The 21596-nt window shown below is 31.3% G+C and carries 20 protein-coding genes; 16 read left to right on the forward strand and 4 right to left on the reverse strand.

Going from position 1 to position 21596, the window contains the following annotated elements:
• Positions 1-40: 40 nt before the first annotated feature.
• On the forward strand, positions 41-343 hold the full coding sequence (gene raiA, locus WNY60_RS02480) for a ribosome-associated translation inhibitor RaiA (protein WP_342861397.1): 303 nt from the start codon (positions 41-43) through the stop codon (positions 341-343).
• A 63-nt stretch (positions 344-406) separates the two neighbouring features.
• Here the strand turns inward: raiA and WNY60_RS02485 are convergent, their stop codons facing one another.
• Both WNY60_RS02485 and WNY60_RS02490 read right to left on the reverse strand, forming a co-directional pair.
• Entirely contained in the window at positions 407-1525 is a 1119-nt protein-coding gene (locus WNY60_RS02485) for a DEAD/DEAH box helicase (protein ID WP_145001669.1), read from the reverse strand.
• A gap of 86 nt (positions 1526-1611) precedes the next feature.
• Positions 1612-3165: a DEAD/DEAH box helicase gene (locus tag WNY60_RS02490; RefSeq protein WP_342861398.1), complete on the reverse strand. Its 1554-nt coding sequence runs from the start codon at positions 3163-3165 to the stop codon at positions 1612-1614.
• Between the two features lie 109 nt (positions 3166-3274).
• Here WNY60_RS02490 and WNY60_RS02495 point away from each other — a divergent pair, with 109 nt between their 5' ends.
• The 11 genes from WNY60_RS02495 (at position 3275) to WNY60_RS02545 (ending at position 15486) form a co-directional block, all read left to right on the forward strand.
• A complete protein-coding gene (locus tag WNY60_RS02495; RefSeq protein ID WP_342861400.1) occupies positions 3275-4087 on the forward strand; it encodes a DUF1853 family protein in 813 nt (270 codons plus the stop codon).
• A gap of 152 nt (positions 4088-4239) precedes the next feature.
• Positions 4240-4731, forward strand: a complete 492-nt coding sequence (locus WNY60_RS02500) for a hypothetical protein (protein ID WP_342861402.1) — start codon at positions 4240-4242, stop codon at positions 4729-4731.
• The gene (locus tag WNY60_RS02505) at positions 4728-5174 is read left to right on the forward strand and encodes a hypothetical protein (RefSeq protein WP_342861404.1); all 447 of its coding nucleotides are present in this window, start codon (positions 4728-4730) and stop codon (positions 5172-5174) included. The genes WNY60_RS02500 and WNY60_RS02505 overlap by 4 nt, the downstream gene beginning before the upstream one ends.
• Positions 5175-5284: 110 nt before the next feature.
• Positions 5285-5947 carry a hypothetical protein gene (locus WNY60_RS02510; protein ID WP_145001665.1) on the forward strand — a complete coding sequence of 221 codons (663 nt, stop codon included), beginning with the start codon at positions 5285-5287 and terminating at the stop codon, positions 5945-5947.
• A 153-nt stretch (positions 5948-6100) separates the two neighbouring features.
• On the forward strand, positions 6101-8407 hold the full coding sequence (locus WNY60_RS02515; RefSeq protein ID WP_342861408.1) for a DNA topoisomerase 3: 2307 nt from the start codon (positions 6101-6103) through the stop codon (positions 8405-8407).
• Complete coding sequence (locus WNY60_RS02520; RefSeq protein ID WP_342861410.1) at positions 8397-8984, forward strand: pseudouridine synthase; 588 nt, start codon at positions 8397-8399, stop codon at positions 8982-8984. Before WNY60_RS02515 ends, WNY60_RS02520 begins: the two co-directional genes overlap by 11 nt.
• Positions 8985-9057: 73 nt before the next feature.
• Complete coding sequence (locus WNY60_RS02525; RefSeq protein WP_145001662.1) at positions 9058-10302, forward strand: mechanosensitive ion channel domain-containing protein; 1245 nt, start codon at positions 9058-9060, stop codon at positions 10300-10302.
• A gap of 95 nt (positions 10303-10397) precedes the next feature.
• Positions 10398-11084 (forward strand): TetR/AcrR family transcriptional regulator, encoded by a 687-nt coding sequence (locus WNY60_RS02530; RefSeq protein ID WP_339807716.1) that lies wholly within the window; start codon positions 10398-10400, stop codon positions 11082-11084.
• Positions 11077-12744, forward strand: a complete 1668-nt coding sequence (locus tag WNY60_RS02535; protein ID WP_342861415.1) for an ATP-binding cassette domain-containing protein — start codon at positions 11077-11079, stop codon at positions 12742-12744. The genes WNY60_RS02530 and WNY60_RS02535 overlap by 8 nt, the downstream gene beginning before the upstream one ends.
• Position 12745: 1 nt before the next feature.
• On the forward strand, positions 12746-14101 hold the full coding sequence (locus WNY60_RS02540) for a biotin/lipoyl-binding protein (protein ID WP_342861416.1): 1356 nt from the start codon (positions 12746-12748) through the stop codon (positions 14099-14101).
• A gap of 2 nt (positions 14102-14103) precedes the next feature.
• On the forward strand, positions 14104-15486 hold the full coding sequence (locus WNY60_RS02545) for a TolC family protein (protein WP_342861418.1): 1383 nt from the start codon (positions 14104-14106) through the stop codon (positions 15484-15486).
• Between the two features lies 1 nt (position 15487).
• Here the strand turns inward: WNY60_RS02545 and WNY60_RS02550 are convergent, their stop codons facing one another.
• Together WNY60_RS02550 and WNY60_RS02555 are read right to left on the reverse strand one after the other, a co-directional pair.
• Entirely contained in the window at positions 15488-16252 is a 765-nt protein-coding gene (locus tag WNY60_RS02550; RefSeq protein WP_145001657.1) for a hypothetical protein, read from the reverse strand.
• Between the two features lie 63 nt (positions 16253-16315).
• Positions 16316-18292 carry a dehydrogenase E1 component subunit alpha/beta gene (locus WNY60_RS02555; RefSeq protein WP_342861491.1) on the reverse strand — a complete coding sequence of 659 codons (1977 nt, stop codon included), beginning with the start codon at positions 18290-18292 and terminating at the stop codon, positions 16316-16318.
• 155 nt (positions 18293-18447) lie between these two features.
• Here WNY60_RS02555 and WNY60_RS02560 point away from each other — a divergent pair, with 155 nt between their 5' ends.
• From WNY60_RS02560 to WNY60_RS02575, 4 genes are all read left to right on the forward strand, one after another.
• On the forward strand, positions 18448-19395 hold the full coding sequence (locus tag WNY60_RS02560) for a 2-oxoglutarate and iron-dependent oxygenase domain-containing protein (protein WP_145001656.1): 948 nt from the start codon (positions 18448-18450) through the stop codon (positions 19393-19395).
• A gap of 73 nt (positions 19396-19468) precedes the next feature.
• On the forward strand, positions 19469-19795 hold the full coding sequence (locus WNY60_RS02565) for a translation initiation factor (RefSeq protein WP_191098638.1): 327 nt from the start codon (positions 19469-19471) through the stop codon (positions 19793-19795).
• 1 nt (position 19796) lies between these two features.
• A complete protein-coding gene (locus WNY60_RS02570) occupies positions 19797-20726 on the forward strand; it encodes a DUF1835 domain-containing protein (RefSeq protein ID WP_339807712.1) in 930 nt (309 codons plus the stop codon).
• Complete coding sequence (locus tag WNY60_RS02575) at positions 20727-21596, forward strand: nucleoside phosphorylase (RefSeq protein WP_342861422.1); 870 nt, start codon at positions 20727-20729, stop codon at positions 21594-21596.

Genomic DNA, 21596 nt, shown 5'->3' on the forward strand with positions numbered 1-21596 from the left:
TGAATTTAATTATCTTTAAGTAATCTTAAAATCTAAATATATGGATATCAATTTTGAATATGACAAGGTAAAAGCAAGTGAGGCTTTAGAGGAATTTACCACTGAAAAAATCCAAAAACTTTTTAATAAATATGAATTTATAGTACGTGCTGATGTATTTTTTAAATTAGAAAATACTAATGATGATAAATCTGGTAAAATTGCGGGTATTAGACTTAGTGCTCCTGGTCCTAGATTATTTGCTGAAGAAAGCAAAGAGACTTTACACAAAAGTGTTAGTGAAGTTGTCAATCAAATAGAAAGACAATTAGCCAAACGTAAAGGAAAAATGAATACGCATTAATTAATGCTAAAATGTATATACAAAAAAAGCGACTTAATTAAGTCGCTTTTTTTTATTTTATAATTAAACAGATAGTTGTTTAAATTTAATACCTAATGTGGTTTCTACTTTTTTAAGATCACTATGCTCATTACCTAAAATTAATGCAATAGATTCTCCTTTTTTACCAGCACGTGCTGTACGACCACTTCTGTGTGTGTAATACTCAGTATGTTCTGGTAATTGATGATGAATTACAAATGCTAAATCATTAACATCAATACCTCTAGCAGATACATCTGTAGAAATTAATAATTGTAAGGTTGTATTTTTAAAAGCACGCATGACTTTATCACGCTCTTTTTGTTGCATGTCACCTTCCAAAGCACCAACGTTAAATCCTTCGGTTTCTAATTGATGTCTTAGTGCTTGTGCACCTGCTTTTGTTTTTGTAAAAATTATTCCACGTTGGTTTTCTCTGTCTTCTAAAAGTCTAATTAATGTAGACGATTTTTCGTGCAACGTCGTTTCAACAAAATAATGAGATATGTTTTGGTTTACTACACTACTTCTATCTATCTCTAATCGTATAGCTTCGTCAGCTATGTAACGCTTAACAATATCTTTTAAATCGTTAGACATTGTAGCACTAAATAACCATGTGTTTTTTTGACCTGTAACGCCTTTTAAAATAGTAGTTAAATCATTTTTAAAACCCATGCTTAGCATTTCATCTGCTTCGTCTAAAACAATTGTTTTAACTTGAGATAAATCTACAGCCTCACGCGTCATTAAATCTACTAATCGACCTGGAGTAGCCACTATAATGTGTGTGGTTCTAGCAACGTTACGTAACTGAATGTCTATTTTTTCGCCACCATATACACCTTCCAAAAATATTTTAGAGTTGTTATACTTGGTGAATTTAAATAGTTGTTTTTTAATTTGCTGAACCAATTCTCTAGTAGGCGCAATTATTAACGCTTGGACTGCATCTTTTTTAGGATTAATTTTATGTAGTAATGGCAGTCCAAAAGCAGCTGTCTTACCTGTTCCTGTTTGTGCTAAACCAATAAAATCGGTTGATGATTTTAATAACATAGGAATCGCTTGTGCCTGAATTTCGGTTGGCGATTTAATCCCTAATTCCTTAAGAGATTTTATATAGTTTTTATCTAAACCAAGGTCTTTAAAAGTCATAATTAAATAGTAATTAGTCTGTGTTATTAATATGTTTTTACAAAAGTAAGCAACTGCAAACTGCGACTGAATACTGTTACATTTAAGATTTAATCTTCTGGTGGAAAACCATTGATTTCTTCAAAAATATCGTCAAAATTAGTACGTAAATAGGCGTTTAACTTTTTACGATAATCGTCTTTTAACCATTCTACAAAGTTAAACGTACTTTTACTTATACACTTAGTATATCTAGAAATACGGTAATCTATATCGTCACCCAATAATTTAGCTAAAGCTAATGCATCCCATAAATCCTCACTATTTTCTGTACAAATATGTGCGTGATGTTGGATGGAGCGCTCTAATACAACTTTAGAGCTTTCTCCTGCTCTAATACTATCAATGTAGCATTTTTTAATATCAAAATAGACATGGTCAGATTTTTTAAATTGCTCGCGCAAATCCTCTGGCATTTCATATCTAAAATTGTTTTCAAGTTCTTCATCACTTAAAATACCATCTAAATAATAATTTGGAGAACGGAAAATTTTGTGCCAGTCTAAGTCACTTCCCCAAGGTCCAAATCTGTGTAAGTTGTTACCTAAATCGATAACTATAAACTTATTTTTATTTTTTAATATACGCGATCCACGACCAATCATTTGGTAGTATAATGTCAACGACTTGGTTGCTCTGTTAAGCATGATACAGTCTACTGTTGGCTCATCAAAACCAGTGGTTAAGATACTTACCGATGTTAGTATGGCATCTGGCGTTTCTTTAAACCATTTAAGTATGGCTTTACGCTCTTTTTTAGTATTGTTATTATCTAAGTGTGCTACAGGATATCCAGCACGTCTAAAGGTATCATATACGTGTAATGATGTATTAATACCATTATTAAATATTAATGTTTTTTTACCTTTACAACGTTCTTCATAAGCTTGTATCAGCTTAGTTAGCATATCTGTATTGGTATATAAATCTTCTGATGATTTTACGGTATAATCACCATTAGCTCCAACCACTAAAGAGGTTAATCCAACGTTGTATGAAAATATTTCGGCAGGCGCTAAAAATTCGTTTTCAATTAAAGATTGGATGGTTTCTCCAACGATTAGCTCGTTATAATTATCCTTCATTGGAAGGTTAATATTGCTACTTAAAGGTGTCGCAGTTACACCAAGAATAAACGATTTTTCAAAAAACTTAAATAACTTAGTAAAACTATTGTAATGTGCCTCATCAATAATTACTAGTCCAATGTCTGAAATATCTAGCTTATTATCTGTTAAACGATTATTAAGTGTCTCAACCATTGCTACAAAGCAATTAAAATCACCTTGATCACTTAAATCTGCTTTACTATCTACAATTTTATTACTTACACCAAATTCTGAAAGCATATTTGATGTTTGCTTACATAATTCTATCCTATGTGTCATTACTAACACTTGTTTTTTGTGGTGTTTTAAGTATTGTCTTACAATTTCAGAGAAAATAACCGTTTTTCCACCACCTGTAGGTAGTTGATATAATAGATGATAATCTTCAGGCGCTTCTTCAAAACATTTAAAAATCTTATCGATTGCTCCTTTTTGGTAACTATAAAGACTTTTTCCTTCTGTACGTTCTTGTAATTCTAGAGTTTTAGTAGACATTAATTAATTGCAATTTTTAAATTTTAAGATGTGCAAAAATACAACGATTTAAAGGGTTTCAACGACTATTCTTCAAAAAAAATTATTATACCTATTTTTACACAACAATATGAGCGATAAAACCGATAATTTTCAGGCCCAATTTAGTGGCTTTTTTAATACACCACATTTATTTTTTTCTGAAATAAATACTATGCAACCTTTTGTTAAGCAATTAGATAGGCCTTTTGTTTTTAATAGAAAGGTTAGACCTAATATTAGGTTAGGACAACGTGTAGAACAATTTGTGTTTGAGGAGTTAAAGCAATTTGATGACATTTCTGTTTTGTCAGAAAACATCCAAATACAGGAAAATGTGAACCAGACTATTGGCGAATTGGACTGCTTAATATTAAATAATTCGGAACCAATTCATTTAGAAATTCAATTTAAATACTATCTATATGATGCCAGTTTAGGGAGCACTGAAATAGACTGTTTAATTGGACCTATGCGTCGAGATAGTTTAATTGAAAAATTAAATAAACTTAAATTAAAACAACTACCACTACTATATAATACTGCTACAAAACCTTACTTAGATAAATTACAATTAGATGTCGATTCCATAAAACAGCAAATATATTTTAAGGCGCAAATTTTTGTACCTTATGGAAGTAACATTACTTTTAAAACGTTAAACAATAACTGTATTTATGGCTTTTATTTTAATTATAAAGATCTAATGCTGTTTAAGGATTGTAAATTTTATAAGCCTCAAAAAACCGATTGGTTATTAGACGTGAATAGTCATGTTAATTGGTTGACTCTAGATCAAATAAAGCCACAATTAACCATACATCAATCCGAAAAATATTCACCTTTATTATGGCTAAAGTTTCCTAATGGTCAAATAACAAAATGCTTTGTGGTCGCATGGTAATTTAATTTATTAGAGTAGTTTTGTAGCCTTAAATCTTTTTCCCTAACTAATATTAGTAATTAATTCGGTTTCTTATTTTTTTGAAAACACACAAATACATCAGACTTTTAACAGTTGCTTTGTTATTACTTATTCAGATTGTTTTTTTATCCATGATAATTAAAGAACAATACGCAGTAAATAATGTATTGATTAGTACTGCAATTATAGTAGTTATCCTATCTACCTTTTTTGGTTATCGCTATTTAGATTTACATCATCATAAGTATAATTATGAGAGGTTGTCAGTTGTAATTTGGGTTCCTATAGGTGCATTATTGTGTTATATAATTAATATATATCTTGGTTTGGGTAGTGTATTGGCAGCAGGAATTATTGGTGTTTTAGCCTCATTTGTACCAAAAATAAATAGCCAATCTAATTATCTAAAAAAACTACCAACAGTAATATATTGTGGTGCTTTTGTTGGTATGTCTAGCGCACAAATAACACCATCTATAAGTTTTGTAATTGCTGCAGGTAGCATTACTGGATTGTTATATATGCTGTCTAAAAACTTGTTTCTTGGAATTGGAGGTAAACTTGGTGCTTTAGCTTTTGCAGGTGTCATTATTGTATCATTAATACACTGGTTATATTTATGAATATTATACCTATAATATTAGCTAGTGTTTTAGGAGCTACTGTAACGTTTTACGTAAGTGAACAGTTAAAACAAGGTCCAGTCAGGGCGTCTGCCTTACTATCTTTAATAATTGGTTTATTTTTTTACTGCTTTCCTAATGTATTAAATGTGTATCTCACTCAAAATATTCCGTTAGTATTTATTGGAGCCTCATTTATTGGAATGGCTTCTCCAAAAGGTAAAAACAACTATTTGTTGTTAGCTTTTGCTGGCCTTTTATTTAGTATAGTTTACATAAATAAAAGCGCTTTTTTTAAAGGTTATGGTGGTGCTTTAGGCACATTAGCTTTTATTGCATTAATAACAACACTGTTTTTTGCACATTTGCTTACTCATAAATCTAAAATGCTTTCTAGATTTAAATGGATGAAAAATAAAGTGTTTAACAATGAAAATAATTAATTGTTTTACGTAATCTTCATTAACTTTTTATTAATCACGCGCACTTATTAAATAGTCTTTTAATTTTATTACATTGTAGGTCTTTAATGTTTTAATTGAAATTTTAAAAAATGAAAAAACTAGTATTCTTTACTCTTTCCTTACTGCTGCTAGCATCATGTAAAACAAATCAAAACGGAAGTAGCGAAACAACACAAGTTACCTATCGAAAATCCCGTTTATACGATCAGGAAAATAATAGAATAAGTCAATCTAAATTTTACAATCAACTATTAAAAAATCAAGATTTATCATGGGCTTATGTGTCTAATAAAACAAAATTTGATAAACGATTAGTAGCTGGTCAAAAACATGGTGTAATATCAGATAAAGCAACTATAATAAAACAATTAAACAATAAATTAGATATTAATATTGCTAGCGACAAACCTATTGTAATTATTTATTATCCAGGAAAAGATCCTTGCAATTCTAGTGGGTCAGCAACAAAACAAACAAGAGTAAAAGCACAACAAGATTTTGAGGTTAAATTATACAATTTAGTACAAATCAAACCTATTTATCTATATAAAAGTATAGACGGATTATCAAATAATTATGATCTATCTAAATGGCATCAAGATCCAGATGGTTTAATAGAATCTTTATTTTTTGAATACCATTATCCTTGCTCTAGCTATTTAGTCATTTCAAAAGATGGCGAATTTACTAGTAAGTTTGGAGAGTCTAATTATTCCGAAATTTTAGCAACAACCAAAAGGCTTAATCAATAGTTAATAACTACTAACAAAACCCTTTTATTTAGTTAACTTATTCACTTATTTTGCGACTTTAAAAACTAAAAATTAAAGCCTAATTTTGACGCTTTAATATATTAGCGCAACACACTAACCCTTTGCGCTTTAATAACTAATAGACCTTATAAAATGAAAGTCTGTATTGCCGAAAAACCATCTGTAGCCAGAGAAATAGCTCAAGTATTAGGTGCCAACTCTAAACGTGATGGTTATTATGAAGGTAATGGCTATGCAGTAACCTATACTTTTGGTCACCTTTGTACCTTAAAAGAACCAAATGATTATAAACCTTATTGGAAAAGTTGGGATTTAAACAACTTACCAATGCTACCAGAAAAATTTGAAACTAAAGTCACCAAAGATTCTGGGATACAAAAGCAATTTAAAATTGTTAAAAGCCTTTTTGACAAAGCAGATGTGGTAATAAATTGTGGTGATGCAGGAACAGAAGGAGAATTAATCCAACGTTGGGTTATTGATCAAGCTAAGTATAAAGGCGAAGTACAGCGTTTATGGATTAGCTCTCTAACGACCGAAGCAATAAAAGAAGGTTTTGAAAAACTAGAACCAAGCAAAAAATACGATAATCTATATTATGCAGGTTTTTCGCGTGCTATTGGAGACTGGCTACTTGGTATGAATGCTACAAGACTATATACGGTTAAATATGGTGGCTACAAGCAAGTATTAAGTGTAGGACGTGTACAAACACCAACTTTAGCAATGGTTGTAAACCGTTGGAAAGAAATTGAAAACTTTAAGCCTCAACCCTATTGGGAACTGCAAACCATGTATCGCGATACCTTATTTAGCTATGAGGAAGGTCGTTTTTTAAAAATGGAAGATGGAGAAAAGTTAGCTAATATTGTAAAAGCACATGACTTTGAAATTGTCTCTATTACCAAGAAAAAAGGTAATGAATATGCGCCAAAATTATTTGACTTAACAGGATTACAAGTGTACTGTAATACCAAATTTGGATTTTCTGCAGACGAAACCCTTAAAATTGTACAAAAACTGTATGAAATGAAGGTGGTTACCTATCCTAGAGTAGATACAACCTACTTACCCAACGATATTTATCCAAAAGTACCAGGTATTTTAAAAAACCTAACACAATACGCGACTTTAACAGCTCCTGTTTTAGCTAAAAAAATTAAAAAATCTAAAAAAGTTTTTGATGATGCTAAGGTTACAGATCACCATGCCATAATCCCTACTGGTGTACAAAGTAATTTACAATATAATCAACAACAGGTATATGATATTATTACACGACGTTTTATTGCTGTGTTTTACGACGATTGTAAAGTGGCTAACACCACAGTCATAGGAAAAGCCGAAACCGTAAACTTTAAAACCACTGGTAAAGAAATCCTTGAAAAAGGATGGCGTGTTGTATTTGAAACAAAAAATAGTACAACAAAAGAGCAGGGTTTATTACCTACTTTTGTTAAAGGTGAAAAAGGACCACATGAACCAAGTTTTTTAGAAAAGCAAACCAAACCACCTAATCAGTTTACAGAGGCAACACTACTTCGTGCTATGGAAACTGCAGGTAAGCAAGTGGACGATGACGAGTTGCGTGATTTAATGAAAGAAAATGGTATTGGTAGACCATCCACACGTGCAAATATTATTGAAACACTGTTTAGACGTAAGTACATAAAACGAAATAAAAAACAAGTATTACCAACCGTTACAGGCATCCAATTAATAGATATTATTAGTAATGATTTGCTTAAATCTGCCGAGTTGACTGGTCTTTGGGAAAAACAATTAAAGGATATTGAAAAAGGCGAATATTCGGCTGCTGCTTTTATTAAAAACATGAAGCATATGGTAGATCAATTAGTCTATGAAGTGCGAAGCGAAAAACTTGAAGCTAAAATAAGCTACACTAACAATAAATCAGAAAAATCCACCAAATCAAAATCTAAAACCAAAACTGGTACTAAAGGTATTGTTGGTAAAGCCTGTCCTAAATGCAAACAAGGACAAATTTTAAAAGGAAAAAAGGCTTATGGGTGCACCAATTATGGTAAAACATGTGATTTTGTATTGCCTTTTAGTTTTGGTGAAAAGAATATATCCGAAAACCAATACAAACGTTTATTGGACAAAGGATCTACCGTTAATTTAAAAGGTTTTAAAGTCGAAGGTGCAACTGTTGAAGGTTTACTACGTTTTGATGATAATTTTAAACTTAAATTAGAACCTAAGCAAAAAAAGTCTGCTAAAGCAAGTTCAAATTCCGAAACTAATCTGTGTCCAAAATGTAAAAAAGGAACGATTATAAAAGGAAAAACAGCTTATGGTTGTAGCGATTATAAATCGGGTTGTGATTTTAGATTTAGTTATGATTTAATTCGCGAAAAAGCTAATGGACAACAACTTACAAAGGATTTAGTTTTCAAAATTTTATATGGACACTAGGCATAAACACTTTAAAATATACAAACCTTATAGAATGCTAAGTCAGTTTTCTAGCAATGCTGCTAAAGAACAGAAAAAGCGATTTTTAGGAGAATTGGGTGATTTTCCGGAAGGCATTATGCCTATTGGTCGTTTGGACGAAAAAAGTGAAGGTCTACTCCTACTTACCACAGACGGTAAACTAAGTGACCATGTTAACCAATCCGGAATTGAAAAAGAATACTATGCGTTAGTAGATGGCGACATTTCCGCGAAAGCGATACAACAATTATCCGAAGGTGTAGAAATAGGATTTAACGGTAAAAAATATGTTACAAAACCTTGTAAAGTCACAAAATTAAAAGAATTACCTGATTTACCGGAACGTTCCAAAAAAATAAGAGATGCTAGACATGGTCCAACATCATGGGTGTCAGTAACTTTAACGGAAGGAAAATTTAGACAAGTCCGCAAAATGACTAGTGCTGTAAATTGTCCAACCCTACGTTTGGTGCGTGTTAGAGTCGGAAATATCACTCTTGACAACATGCAAGTTGCAGATGTTTTGGCTATTAAAAATCTAAACCAACTACTTTAACGTATCTTTAGTTTTTATAGCAAGAGTAATTGTTAAAAACATAGTACTTTTGTTTTAAATATTAACATATTTCATGATACAATACGCACATTTTTTTTACGATTATTTTAGAGATTTAGGACTAACTAGAGTTACATCTAAGTACTTAAATATGTTGGTGTTATTGATTTTAACACTAATCTTTATTTTAATTTTAGATCTATTAGTTAGAAAGGTTTTAAGGTTGATTTCGGCTAAAATTGCATCACGAACAAAATCAAATTTTGACGACTTATTAATTACTAATCGAGTCCCAAGAAATATAGCGCATATTCCAGCTTTATATACTGCAATAAAAAGTATTCCGTTAGTATTTAATGATTTTGCTAATCTGCATTTGCTTTTTGAAAAATGTATGCAAGTGGCAGGAATTGTTTTAGGGCTTTGGATTGTAAGAAGTATACTTAATACTTTAAAAAATTACTTTAAAACTTTACCTAGTTTAAGGGATAAACCAATAGATAGTTACATACAAGTTTTTATGATATTTGCATGGATTCTTGGTGCTGGATTGGCTATGGCTGTTCTGGTTGGAGGAGATTCTCTATGGAAGTTTATCACTGGTTTTGGTGCTGCTACTGCTATTATATTATTAATATTTAAGGATACCATTTTAGGTTTTGTAGCAAGTATACAAGTGTCTATAAATGATATGGTTCGTATTGGTGACTGGATTACTTTTGAAAAATTTGGTGCAGATGGAGATGTTATTGAAATTAATTTAGCAACGGTTAAGGTTCAAAATTTTGATAACACTATTACCACTATACCAACGTATGCTTTAATATCAGACTCGTTTAAAAACTGGAGAGGAATGACAAACTCTGATGGTAGACGTATCAAACGACACATGTTAATTAAGCAAACGTCTATCAAATATTTAAACAATGAAGATATTGAACGTTTAAAAGAGATTGAAATCATATCCACTTATCTAAGTACCATGCAAGACAAGATTAATAATTTTAATACATCTCATGGTATAGATAAATCTTCATTAATTAATGGTCGCAATATGACCAATATTGGTGTTTTTAGAAAATTTATACAGACGTATTTAGAGCAGCATTCTGCTATTAATAATAACATGTTATTAATGGCAAGGCAACTACAGCCTACCTCTCAAGGTGTGCCTCTAGAGATTTACTGTTTTAGTAAAGATAAACGTTGGGAAAGTTATGAGTATGTTATGAGCGACCTTTTTGACCACTTCCTTGCTGCTGTACCTTACTTTGATTTAGAACTTTTTGAATTGCCTAGCAACAGTACTTTTAAGTAAATTACTTTTATAATTTTTAGAAAAAGTTAATAAATAGTTAATGTGATTTCATTTGTAATAGTATTACTATTATCTTTGCAATCAAATAATTATTTATGCATAGTTTACTTTCAAATCTAAAAATTAATATAAACGATAAAATTTACCTTAAAGATCCAGAATCTTCTGATTTAGGTAAACGTATTGTTGAAAACAGTATCCAACTAATTGATGAGATTGGATTTGACTTATTTACGTTTAAAAAATTAGGTACTAAAATTGGCTCTAACGAGAGTAGCATTTATCGTTATTTTGAAAGCAAACACAAACTACTAATCTACCTTACCTCTTGGTATTGGAGCTGGCTAGAATATCAATTGGTTTTTGCTACTAACAGTATTGCAAATCCAAAACAAAAAATTGAAAAAGCTATTGAGGTCCTTACACAATCAGCAACTTTAGACTCTAATTTCTCTCATATCGATGAGGTACTTTTAAAACGTATTGTAATTAACGAATACTCTAAATCATACCTAACTAAAGAGGTCGATAACGAAAATAAGGAAGGTTACTTTCTAGTATACAAAAGACTGGTTACACGACTACATGATATGGTACTAACCATTGATAAGGATTATTCGTATGCCTTTAGTTTATCAAGTACTGTTATTGATGGTGCATTGCATCAACATTTTTTAAAAGACCATTTTACTACTATATCTGATCTTAAAAAATCAGACGATCCTACTAACTATTTTAAAGATTTAGTTTTCAAAACCCTTAACATCTCAACAAATGAGTAAAAAAATATTAACCGCTTGGCAACGCTTTATTAGCCTACTTAAATTAGACAAAAAAGACGTCAGACAAGTCTTTTTCTATGCCATTTTTGCAGGATTAGTAAACTTATCGTTACCGCTTGGAATACAAGCTATTATTAATTTATTACAGGCAGCTCAAGTTAGCACATCATGGATAGTATTAGTCGTATTAGTGACTTTAGGTGTTGTTTTTGTTGGTGTTCTACAATTAATGCAAATAAGAATTATAGAAAATATTCAACAAAAAATATTTACAAGAGCGTCTTTTGAGTTTGCTTACCGTTTTCCTAAAATGAAAATGAGCGAATTAAATGGTTATTACCCACCAGAATTAGCTAATCGTTTTTTTGACACAATAAATGTGCAAAAAGGTATTGCCAAAGTAATGATAGACTTTCCTGCTGCAGTTTTACAAATTGTATTTGGATTAATGTTATTATCCTTTTACCATCCCTTTTTTATAATTTATGGTGCTTTATTATTAATCCTAATTTATGTAGTATTTAAATTTACTGCAGAAAAAGGGTTAAGAACAAGTATTGATGAATCTAATCATAAATACAAAGTAGCGCATTGGCTTCAAGAGATTGCTAGATCTATTGTAAGCTTTAAATTATCAGGAAAAACAAGCTTAGCACTTAATAAAAATGACAAATTAGTTACTAATTATTTAGAAGCTCGTGAGAGTCATTTTAAGATATTAGTCATACAATTCATTCAGTTAATTGGATTTAAAGTTCTAGTAACTGCAGGATTATTAATGATTGGTGGTGCTTTAGTACTTAACCAACAAATGAATATTGGTCAATTTGTTGCTGCTGAAATTATTATCCTATTAGTTATTAATTCTGTTGAAAAACTAATATTAGGACTAGAAACCTTTTATGATGTTTTGACTTCTATTGAAAAATTAGGTAAAGTCGTTGATAAAGAATTAGAACCTCAGGATGGCGAAATTTTAAATGTAAAACATAATGACTTTAATATAGAATTAGATAATGTGTCTTACAGTGTTAAGGACAGAAAAAAGCCAATTTTGCAAGATGTTTCTCTAAAAATTAATGCTAAAGACCGCATCTTAATCCAAGGTAATAGTGGTTCTGGTAAATCTAGTTTGTTAAAATTAATAGCTGGAGTAATTAGTCCAACAAATGGAAGCGTTTATGTCTGTGATAAATCGCTGACTAGTTTAAATATTAATAGTTACAGACAACATATTGGTCAAACTTTAGTAGAAGAAACACCTTTTGAAGGTACACTTTTACAAAACATTACATTTGGAGATACAGACATTACAAGTCTGCAATTAGATTGGGCTATTCAAAATGTAGGATTAAAAGATTTTGTAAAACAGTTACCTAATGGTTTAAATACAATGATTTATCCAGAAGGAAAAGGCGTATCATTTACCATATCTAAAAAAATCATGTTAGCTAGAAGCATCGTTAAAAACCCTAAATTACTAATGCTAAAAGAGCCTCTTGATCAATTTGAAGCTAAAGAAGCACAACAACTAGTCAATTTTTTAAGTCAACCAGAACATCCTTGGACACTTATAGTAGTTAGTCAAAATAACATTTGGCATTCTAAATTAGACAAAGTTATCATTTTAGAAAAAGGTCAAATAATTAACACAAAATAGCATGTTAAATATTTCAACAAATAGCGTCAATAAAAATGTTGACATCAGTCGATATACTTCGGTGCAAAGAGCATTAACCAGAAGACATTATAAGCATTTTAATCGTTTACTTATCATTTTTGGAGTAATTGGTATCATTATTTTGTTTCTTCCTTGGACCCAAAATATAACAGCCTCAGGTTTAGTTACCACTTTAACGCCTGACCAGCGTCCTCAAACCATACAATCACCTATTCCTGGACGTATTGAAAAATGGTTTGTTAAAGAAGGGGACTTTGTAGCTAAAGGTGATACGATTTTATTTATTTCGGAAATAAAAAATGAATATTTTGATCCTAACTTGGTTGAAAGAACAAGTCAGCAAATAAAAGCTAAATCATCGTCAGTACAATCTTATGTTGGCAAAGTCAATGCTTTAAACAACCAGATATCGGCTTTAGCCAATGAAAGAAAATTAAAACTTGAACAAGCCGAAAACAAGTTGTTACAATCTAAATTAAAAGTAAAAAGTGATAGTATAGATTTTGAAGCTTCTAAAACCAATTTAGGCATCGCACAAAAGCAATTTGAACGTACACAGCAATTGCAAACCGAAGGTTTAAAAGCAGTTACAGACGTAGAAGAAAAACGTTTAAAATTACAAGAAACTCAGGCAAAATTAATTTCGCAAGAAAACAAATATCTAACTGCTCAAAACGAGATTATTAACGCTAAAGTAGAGTTAAATCGTATTAGTGCTGAGTATTCTGATAAAATATCAAAAGCACAAAGCGATAAATTTACTGCAGAATCAAGCGGTTTTGATGCAGAAGCACAAGTCACAAAATTAGAAAACGATTTTACTAATTACTCGATGCGTAATGATATGTATTACATTAAAGCTCCTCAAGATGGCTACATAAACAAAGCTATTAAAGCTGGTATTGGTGAAACATTTAAGGAAGGCGAACAATTGGTAGGTATATCACCTTCAAATTTTGATATTGCTATTGAGACGTTTATAAACCCAATAGATTTACCTTTAGTACACGAAGGCGAAGTTTTTAGGGTTCAGTTTGACGGTTGGCCTGCAATTATATTTAGTGGTTGGCCTAACGTGTCCTACGGAACATATGGTGCAAAAGTAGTAGCAATAGAGCGATTTATAAGTCCTAACGGGAAATTTAGAGTGCTTTTAGCTCCTGTTGAAAACGAGCATAAATGGCCTGAAGCTATTCGCGTTGGTTCTGGTGCCAGAGCTATTGGATTATTAGAAGATGTGCCAATTTGGTTTGAATTATGGAGGCAATTAAATGGCTTCCCTCCTAACTATTATCAACCAACTGATAATAAAACAGCAAAAGCAGACAAAAAATAAATATGAAAAAAGTTATTTTATACATAACAATTATTATCCCATTTGTACTGCAGTCTCAAACGTTGGATAGTTTAAGTTATACCGAATTTTTAGGCTATGTTAAGCAATATCATCCTGTTGCTAAACAAGCCGATTTATTACTTGAAAGTGGTCAAGCTTCTTTAATGAAAGCACGAGGTGGTTTTGACCCAAAGCTTGAAGCCGATTTTAATGAAAAAGATTATAAAAACACCGAGTATTATGAGCGTTTAAATGCAACATTTAAAGTCCCAACTTGGTACGGAATAGAACTTAAAGCTAACTTTGAGGAAAACACAGGTTATTATCTAAACCCAGAAAATACAGTCCCTGAAGATGGATTATTTAGCGCAGGAATTGGATTTTCTTTAGGACAAGGATTATTGATAAACAAGAGAATGGCTGACGTTAAAAAAGCTAAGTTTTTTAAAGAGCAAACTCAAGCAGAACGTAATTTACAAGTAAATCAAGTCCTTTATGACGCATCAATAGCTTATTTTGATTGGTTACAAGCTTATAATGAAACTAAAATTTACGAGCGTTTTTTAGCTAATGCTAGCATAAGATTTAATGGTGTGCGTTCAAGCGTTTTAGCAGGAGACAAAGCAGGTATTGATAGTTTAGAAGCTGGTATTGTAGTTAAAAACAGAAAGCTTGAACTTGAACAAGCAAAAGTAAAATTATTAAAATCGCGTTTGGAGGCTTCTAACTTTATTTGGTTAAACAATACGCCTGTTGATATTAATCAAACCGTAAGTCCTATCAATACTTTAGAAGAAGATATTGACCTAGTTTTAGGTATCAACACTATCCAAAGTTACAATTTAGATAATCATCCAAAATTATTAGCTTTAGGCAGTAAAATAAATGGTTTAGATGTAGATAGACGATTAAAAGCTAATAAACTTTTACCAGTTATTGATGCTCAATATAATTTTTTGTCAGAAACTCCAGATCAAGTAAATACGTTTAATGCTGCATCATATAAAGCAACGATAAATATTGCATTTCCTTTATTTTTAAGAAAGGAACGTGGTGATTTAAAATTATCTAAACTAAAATTACAAGATGCCCAATTTACATTTGCAGACACCCAACTTCAGATAAAAAATAAAATTGAAGCTATTACGCAAGAATTAGAGTCTTACAAGACTCAAAACCAATTAATTAAAACAATAATTGCAGATTACAAAACGTTGCTTAGCGCAGAAGAACGTAAATTTAGCTTTGGTGAAAGTTCAGTGTTTTTAATAAATAGTAGAGAAAATAAATTGATTGAATCTCAAGTAAAAGCAATACAATTAAACAATAAATTTTATGCTACAAAAGCTAAATTATTTAATAGTTTAGGTCTAGTACCTAATTAAGTTATTCGTCATTTTTTGGATTTGGATCAGCTTCAGATTTGTCTTCTACCTGAGATTTTAACTTAAGCACACTACCCTCTTCTTTAACAACAACAATAGATGCTTTAACACCTGTTGCCAGATTCCATTGGTTTGAAACAATAACATTCCCATCTTTATCCAATACCTGAAACTCTGCTGTATTTGGTCCAGAAGTCCCTTGGTTTAAAGCCTGGAAGTCTATTTTATTAATACCTTCATCTAAAGATATTAATAAGCCATTAAACCCTGAAGTTAATGTCACACTTGGTACCATAATATCATCATTTAAAAAGACACGTATAGCATCGCCATCAGGATATTGATGATCTCTGTAGATTATGTTAACGACTTTAGCTGTTGTTTTATACTCTCCTAAAAATTGATTAACTAAGCTTCCATTATTAGATTTTTCGTCGTCTTCCTTAAACTTAAGTTGTTTTTTTAATTGCTTATTAAACAATTCTGCTGGATTTCTAAAGTTATTATCCTCTTCAATCATCGAGAACTCTTTTTTAGGTTTAACAGCAGTTTGTACCTCCTTAGGCGCAATAATTTCATTGTTATTTGCAGCATCAGGTTTAACCGTTTCTGCTTCTGGAGCAGGCTCTATAATTAATTCTGGATCATCTTTAGGGTCTTCAGATTCTATTGCAGGAATGGCAAAACCATTACTCTCACTATCTATTTGGGCATAACCGAATAGTGAGATGCTAAAAAGAATAAAAAAAGAAATGTAAAATTTCATGGTATTATTATCTATTATTAGTCGAAAATAAACCAAAAATCATACCTAAATGCTAAAAATATATTAATACTCTAATAATTTTAGTAATTCACCTTCAAATTTATCTCTAGAAAGGTATTGATCTTCTAATTGATTTATAAATGGTATTGGTGTATCTAAACTAGCGACACGCTTAACAGGAGCGTCTAATTGCTCAAAACAATGCTCCATTATTAATGCAGATATATCACTTGCTATTCCACCAAATAACGAGTCTTCTTGTAATATAATAGCTCTACCTGTCTTTTTAACTGACGCGTAAATAGTATCTGTATCTAAAGGTTGTAAAGTTCTTAAATCAATAACATCTGCTTTGATATTTGGATGTTTTTCTAGTGTATTTAAAGCCCAATGTACTGCTGCACCATAAGCTATTACAGTAACATCGTTTCCTGATTGTAAGGTTGCAGCTTTACCAAACGGAATTGTAAAATAATCGGTTGGAACCTGTTGTCTAATACTTCTATATAATGCTTTATGTTCAAAAAACAAGACAGGATTTGGATCGTTAATGGCTGTAGCTAAAAGTCCTTTAGCATCATACGGAAACGCTGGATACACCACTTTTAAACCAGGTGTTTTTGTAAACCAAGCTTCATTTGTTTGACTATGAAATGGTCCTGCTGCAACGCCTGCGCCACATGGCATTCTTAAAACTACATCTGCATTTTGGTTCCAACGGTAATGTGATTTTGCTAAATAATTAACTACAGGATTAAAACCTGAGGTCACAAAGTCACTAAACTGTAACTCCACCACACTTTTAATTCCCGCAATACTTAAGCCCATTGCAGTTTCGATAATAGCAGATTCACAAATTGGAGTATTACGTACTCTGTCTTTTCCAAATTGCGCTACAAAACCATCAGTTATTTTAAAAACACCACCATATTCGGCAACATCTTGACCCATAATTACTAAATCATCGTGACGCTCCATGGATTGTTTTAATCCTTCAGATATAGCATCAATTAATCGTAATTCTTCAGCATTACTGTTTTCTTTAAATTCTTGATATTCAAAGTTTTGAAACACATCATTTAATTCATCACTTTCAATAGGCATGATTGGAGTTTCCGCGTAAGCGATATCTAAATTATCATTAATTTCTTTAATTATTTCTTCTTTTAAATCCGCAATAATAGTGTCATTTAAAAGCGCTTGTTGTATTAAATACTCTTCAAAATTCTGGATAGGATCTTTAGCTGCCCATTGATCCATTAAGTCTTGTGGCACATATTTGGTACCACTAGCCTCCTCGTGTCCACGCATTCTAAAAGTTTTAAACTCGATTAAAACAGGACGCGGAATTTTACGCATACTTGCTACAATATCATTTAATTTTGTGTAAACTTCTAAGATATTATTACCATCAATTATATGGCTTTCCATACCGTAACCAATAGCTCTGTCTGCTAAATCTTTACAATTATATTGCTCTGTAGTTGGTGTGGATAAACCGTATCCATTATTTTCTATACAAAACAATACTGGTAATTGCCATACAGAAGCTACGTTTAACGCTTCGTGTATATCTCCTTCACTTGTTCCGCCTTCTCCTGTAAATACAGCAGTAACTTGATTTTTATTTTTAAGTTTTGATGCTAATGCAATCCCATCTGCAACGCCAAATTGAGGTCCTAAATGGCTAATCATTCCCACTATATTAAATTCTTGTGTTCCAAAATGAAAGCTTCTGTCACGACCTTTAGTAAAACCATTAGCTTTTCCTTGCCACTGCGAAAATAATCTGTGTAATGGAATGTCTCTAGTCGTAAAAACACCTAAATTCCTGTGCATTGGTAAGATGTATTCTTCCTGATCCAAAACAGAGGTTACGCCAACAGATATAGCTTCTTGACCAATACCAGAAAACCATTTACTAACCTTACCTTGACGTAATAAAATTAGCATTTTTTCTTCTATTAATCTTGGTTTTAGCATACGCTTATAAAGGTTTAAAAGCGTAGTGTTATCTAGAGTTTTTTTATCAAAAGTCATTATGGTTTTTTCTAATACTGCTGTTTTCATAAATAGCGTTTGTCAAATATAGAATAATTGCTTAAAAATAAATGAGCACTTTAAAAAAAATATGACTACCATTTTTCCAATGTTTTCGCTACATTTGTATATATTACACTTATAAAATAATAAAGATGAATAGCATACCTAGCGTTAATTTAAAGGATTTTACATCTGGAGATCCTGTTAGAAAACAAAAATTTGTTGCTGAGATAGGGAAAGCCTATGAAGAAATTGGGTTTGTAGCCTTAAAAGGGCATTTACTTGATGAAGCCTTAGTTGACGATTTATATAAAGAAATAAAAAACTTTTTCTCTTTACCATTAGAGACCAAACACAACTACGAAATCCCTGGAATTGGAGGACAACGTGGTTACGTGTCTTTTGGAAAAGAAAGTGCAAAAGGTAAAAAAGAAGGTGATTTAAAAGAGTTTTGGCATTTTGGACAATATGTTGAAGATGATGCTGAACGTGCAAAGGAATATCCTGAAAATGTTACGGTTAATGAGTTGGCTCATTTTAATGAAGTCGGTAAAAAAGCCTACCAAAAATTAGAAGAAACTGCTAAATACGTGTTACGTGCTTTAGCGTTATACTTAGGTTTAGAAGAAACGTATTTTGATAATTATATCCACAACGGAAACTCAATTTTACGACCTATCCACTATCCTCCTATTACACAAGAGCCTGATAATGCTGTACGTGCTGCTGCACATGGTGATATTAATTTAATCACATTATTAATGGGTGCACAAGGTCGTGGATTACAAGTGCAAAACCATAAAGGTGAATGGATTGATGCTATTGCAGAACCAGACGAATTAATGATTAATGTTGGTGATATGTTATCTAGACATACCAACAACAAATTAAAATCTACAATACACCGAGTAATTAATCCACCAAGAGAACTTTGGGGAACTTCACGTTATTCAATTCCTTTTTTCATGCATCCTATTAGCGAAATGAAACTAGATGTTTTAGATAGTTGTGTAGATGATGCTAATCCAAAACAATTTGAAGATATTACTGCTGGAGAATTTTTAGACGAACGTTTAAGAGAACTTGGGCTTAAAAAATAAGTTAACAGGCATTAGACTTTAGTTAATAATCATTGACTAAAGTCTACATATCTGTAAACGGAATACTACTACAATGGATTTAAAAGATCAATTAAAAAATCTTTTTCCAGATCACGAGTCGGAAAATATCGAAGAACAAGAAGACATTAGTGATATCTGGCTACAAGACGACCCAATACTTTGTAAATACGAAAAACGTAAAGGGAAACCTATTACAATTTTGGAAGGGTATACTGGAGCTACAGAAGATTTTAAACTTTTGGCCAAAGAGCTAAAACAAACTTTAAGTGTTGGTGGAAGTTTTAAAGATGATAAAATTATTATCCAAGGTGATTATCGCGATAAAATAATGGCTATTCTTAAAGATAAAGGTTTTAATGTTAAACGAGTTGGAGGTTAAAATGAGTCAAACTAGTCTACATATTACCAATGGATCTAATGTTACAGATGTCCTTAAAAAATTAAATTTTGAAGGCGACATGTTGACTTGGCACGAAATGCTGTGTGAAGGTCCTACCCTAAAAGACTTTGACACACCTAATTTTTTTGAAATTAGACAAACGTTTCTAGAAAACACCTATGATGTCGAGTATGATGTAGATAGAATCAAGACTGAGTTTAATAAACTAAACGATGTCTCTAACTACAGCCAAATTATTTTATGGTTTGAATATGACTTATTTTGTCATATTAACTTAATAGCTGCTATTAGTTTAATTAAACAAAAAGGAATAAAGTTACCTTTATATTTAGTTTGTAGCGGTCGTATTGAAGGCGAAAAAGACTTAAAAGGACTTGCACAATTATCTGAAAAACAACTATTAAAAGAGTTTGAAAACAAAATCAAATTAAATGTTGATGATATTGCAACTGCACAAAAAGCATGGCGAATATATTGTGAAGAAGACCATAATTTATTAAAAGAGTTAATTGTTAGACCTTCTAGCTTTAAATATTTAAGCAATTGCTTAAAAGCACATTTACGTCGTTTTCCGGATACAAGAAGCGGTTTAAATACCTTAGAGTACAATACTTTAAAATTAATTAAAGAATACAAAATTAAATCACGCCATCACCTCCTTGGATACTGTTTACATTATCAAGGCTATTATGGTTTTGGAGATTTACAATTAGAACGCATGATTGATAGGTTACACCTATTTTATGACGAAACTGAAGAGACATTGACACTTAATAGAAATGGGCATTTAGCATTAGAGCATCAAAAAAACTTCTTTAAAATAATTGATACCAATTTTAGATTTGGAGGCGTTAATAAAGCGGACTACCAATACAATAAAACAGAAAATAAATTAATACATACCATATAAATGGCTATACAAGAATCAGAATTAATTTTAAATCCTGATGGTAGTGTTTACCATCTTAATTTAAAACCAGAACATATTGCAGATACAATTATTACTGTAGGTGATCCTGATCGTGTTTCTGGAGTAACAAAATACTTTGATTCGGTTGAGTTTACAACCCGTAAAAGAGAGTTTCATACTCAAACAGGAATGTACAAAGGTAAACGTATAACCGTTATATCAACTGGAATTGGAACTGATAATATCGATATTGTGTTTAATGAATTAGATGCTTTGGTTAATATAGATTTAAAAACCAGAACCATAAATAAAACGCACAAGTCTTTAGATATAATTCGTATTGGCACCTCTGGTTCTATTCAAAAAGACATTGCTATTGATACCTTTGTAATAAGCGAAAAAGCTTGTGGATTTGATAGTCTACTTCATTTTTATAATAGTAAACACATACAACAAACTGATGTAGCAGATGCTTTAGTTGCGCATACAAATTGGGCTTCGGAAAAATCAAAACCCTATATCGTAGCAGTAGATAAAGACTTAGCTGCAAAATTAGAATCTGATCAAACCACTAAAGGCTTTACAGCAACAAATGTTGGTTTTTATGGACCACAAGGTCGTGTATTAAGATTATCCATTCAGGATAACGATTTAAACGATAAACTTGCTAGTTTTAATTTTAACAATCAACCTATTACTAATTTAGAAATGGAAACTGCCGGAATTTACGGTTTATCTAAATTATTGGGTCATCGTGCTGTATCCATGAATGCTATTATAGCCAATCGTGCTACTGGAGAATTTAGTAAAGATCCTAAAAAAATAGTAGATCTGTTAATTACATATACGTTAGATAAAATAGTTAGTTAA

Origin of the sequence: Olleya sp. AS48, assembly GCF_038900355.1 — a bacterium.
Lineage (GTDB): Bacteria > Bacteroidota > Bacteroidia > Flavobacteriales > Flavobacteriaceae > Olleya.

Excerpts from the sequence above, each read along its gene's own strand:
- raiA (WP_342861397.1), top strand. The coding sequence starts at position 41 with ATGGATATCAATTTTGAATATGACAAGGTAAAAGCAAGTGAGGCTTTA.
- WNY60_RS02490 (WP_342861398.1), bottom strand. The coding sequence starts at position 3,165 with ATGTCTACTAAAACTCTAGAATTACAAGAACGTACAGAAGGAAAAAGT.
- WNY60_RS02495 (WP_342861400.1), top strand. The coding sequence starts at position 3,275 with ATGAGCGATAAAACCGATAATTTTCAGGCCCAATTTAGTGGCTTTTTT.
- WNY60_RS02500 (WP_342861402.1), top strand. The coding sequence starts at position 4,240 with ATGATAATTAAAGAACAATACGCAGTAAATAATGTATTGATTAGTACT.
- WNY60_RS02505 (WP_342861404.1), top strand. The coding sequence starts at position 4,728 with ATGAATATTATACCTATAATATTAGCTAGTGTTTTAGGAGCTACTGTA.
- WNY60_RS02510 (WP_145001665.1), top strand. The coding sequence starts at position 5,285 with ATGAAAAAACTAGTATTCTTTACTCTTTCCTTACTGCTGCTAGCATCA.
- WNY60_RS02515 (WP_342861408.1), top strand. The coding sequence starts at position 6,101 with ATGAAAGTCTGTATTGCCGAAAAACCATCTGTAGCCAGAGAAATAGCT.
- WNY60_RS02520 (WP_342861410.1), top strand. The coding sequence starts at position 8,397 with ATGGACACTAGGCATAAACACTTTAAAATATACAAACCTTATAGAATG.
- WNY60_RS02525 (WP_145001662.1), top strand. The coding sequence starts at position 9,058 with ATGATACAATACGCACATTTTTTTTACGATTATTTTAGAGATTTAGGA.
- WNY60_RS02530 (WP_339807716.1), top strand. The coding sequence starts at position 10,398 with ATGCATAGTTTACTTTCAAATCTAAAAATTAATATAAACGATAAAATT.
- WNY60_RS02535 (WP_342861415.1), top strand. The coding sequence starts at position 11,077 with ATGAGTAAAAAAATATTAACCGCTTGGCAACGCTTTATTAGCCTACTT.
- WNY60_RS02540 (WP_342861416.1), top strand. The coding sequence starts at position 12,746 with ATGTTAAATATTTCAACAAATAGCGTCAATAAAAATGTTGACATCAGT.
- WNY60_RS02545 (WP_342861418.1), top strand. The coding sequence starts at position 14,104 with ATGAAAAAAGTTATTTTATACATAACAATTATTATCCCATTTGTACTG.
- WNY60_RS02550 (WP_145001657.1), bottom strand. The coding sequence starts at position 16,252 with ATGAAATTTTACATTTCTTTTTTTATTCTTTTTAGCATCTCACTATTC.
- WNY60_RS02555 (WP_342861491.1), bottom strand. The coding sequence starts at position 18,292 with ATGACTTTTGATAAAAAAACTCTAGATAACACTACGCTTTTAAACCTT.
- WNY60_RS02560 (WP_145001656.1), top strand. The coding sequence starts at position 18,448 with ATGAATAGCATACCTAGCGTTAATTTAAAGGATTTTACATCTGGAGAT.
- WNY60_RS02565 (WP_191098638.1), top strand. The coding sequence starts at position 19,469 with ATGGATTTAAAAGATCAATTAAAAAATCTTTTTCCAGATCACGAGTCG.
- WNY60_RS02570 (WP_339807712.1), top strand. The coding sequence starts at position 19,797 with ATGAGTCAAACTAGTCTACATATTACCAATGGATCTAATGTTACAGAT.
- WNY60_RS02575 (WP_342861422.1), top strand. The coding sequence starts at position 20,727 with ATGGCTATACAAGAATCAGAATTAATTTTAAATCCTGATGGTAGTGTT.